Source organism: Streptomyces sp. NPDC012510, assembly GCF_042955065.1.
GTDB lineage: Bacteria > Actinomycetota > Actinomycetes > Streptomycetales > Streptomycetaceae > Streptomyces.
Genome location: NZ_JBIBEN010000077.1, coordinates 1 through 1532, shown reverse-complemented (window position 1 = coordinate 1532; position 1532 = coordinate 1). Strand labels below are relative to the sequence as shown.

2 protein-coding genes are annotated in these 1532 nt (G+C 69.6%); one reads left to right on the top strand and one right to left on the bottom strand.

What is annotated here, in order from left to right:
* Positions 1–513, top strand: a 513-nt coding sequence (locus tag ACFY9I_RS42395; RefSeq protein WP_391012857.1) for a hypothetical protein, incomplete at its 5' end; no start/stop codon positions are given.
* Here the strand turns inward: ACFY9I_RS42395 and ACFY9I_RS42390 are convergent.
* Positions 431–1261 (bottom strand): IS5 family transposase, encoded by an 831-nt coding sequence (locus ACFY9I_RS42390; protein ID WP_391012855.1) that lies wholly within the window; start codon positions 1259–1261, stop codon positions 431–433. The two genes, ACFY9I_RS42395 and ACFY9I_RS42390, sit on opposite strands and share 83 nt — an antisense overlap.
* Positions 1262–1532: the final 271 nt, after the last annotated feature.

Genomic DNA, 1532 nt, shown 5'->3' with positions numbered 1-1532 from the left:
CTGGAGTCCTGGACGGAGGTCCTGGAGCAGGCTCAGGCGGAGGTGGATGCCGCGCGGGAGCGGGTCGAGCGGGCCCGGGTGGGGCGTGAGGAGCTTGTGTCGGTGCTGGCAGAGGAGAGCCCGGTGAAGACGCCGGTTTCCGTGCCGTCCGGTGGTGGGGCGGCTGCCGCCGTGGGTTCGAGCGGCTCCGGCGCGGGGCATGGTGAGAGGCCGCCGGTGTGGCGGTCGGGCATGGGCGAGGAGGTGCTCGGAGGCCTGTATCGGGAGGTGTTCGCCGCGGTGGTGGCCGCGTCGGGGCCGGTGAACGGGGTGGAGCTGACGCGGGCGGTGGGCCGGGAAGCGGAGATCAAGAACGAGGTGGAGAAGATCCGGCACCGTGCCTATGTGCTGGAGAAGCGGGGCTGGCTGGTGCGGGCGAAGGACGGGCGGTTCATGCCCGCGCCCGGAGCAGTCGGCCGGGGCGTTTCTCCGGCCAGTGCGGAGCGTCCCCGGCCAGGCGCCGGGACAGCCTGATCACGGCGGCCCACCACACCATCGCCGCGTGGTGGTCGGGGCGGCGTTCGTGGTCGCGGTTGAGGCGGCGTGAGCGGGAGAGCCAGCTCAGCGTGCGCTCCACCACCCACCTGCGGGCCAGTACGACAAATCCGCGCCGTCCGTCGGAGCGGCGCACGACCTCGACGCGCACTCCGTGGCGGGCGAACGCCTTCGCCAGCGCCGGCCCCTGATAGGCGCTGTCGACCCATACCAGCTTCAGCAGCCGGCCCGGCTGCTGCATGAACGTCTCCAGCAGCGCGGGGGCGGCCTTGGAGTCGTGCACATCGGCCGTGGTCACGGTGACCTCCAGGAGCAGGCCCTCGGTGTCGGTCAGGACGTGGCGCTTGCGTCCGTCACGTGACTTGCCGCCGTCGTATCCGCGGCTGTTCTCGCCGACGGTCTCGGAGGCGTCAACCGACTGACTGTCGATGACTCCCGCACTGGGCTCGGCGTTGCGGCCTGAGCATTCCCTCGCCGTGCGGCGCAGGCGTTCGTGCAGTTCACGCACGTAGTCGCAGGTCCGCCAGCGGCGGAAGAAGTCGTAGACCGCCCGCCAGTACGGGAAGTCGACCGGCATGGCCATCCACTTCACGCCGTTGTCGACCAGATAGCGCACAGCGTCGAGCATCTCGCGGTGGCAATACGCCTCTGGACGCCCGCCCTGCCTGAGCAGCCAGGCCGGCACCGGCATCGCCGAGCGGACCTCGGCCCACTCCGCATCCGTCATGTCACTCGGATAGCACCGCACCCGCCGTCCCGGAGCGATCGAACCGAACCGGTGCACGTAGCAGTCACACCCAAGGGTGACCGCGGTGGACGCAGGCACAGTGGTACTGCTCAACTGATCAGGCAACGGGCTTCCTTGGTCGTGCTGGTGTCGTAACCGCGTCACTACCAAGGAGCCCGTTCTTTCATGCCCACGGCCGCACCCGTACCTCTGTCCAGATGATCACCTGCGCCGCACACCTCGAACGAAATCCGGTTTGCCACAACGCACT

Excerpts from the sequence above, each read along its gene's own strand:
- ACFY9I_RS42390 (WP_391012855.1), bottom strand. The coding sequence starts at position 1,261 with ATGACGGATGCGGAGTGGGCCGAGGTCCGCTCGGCGATGCCGGTGCCG.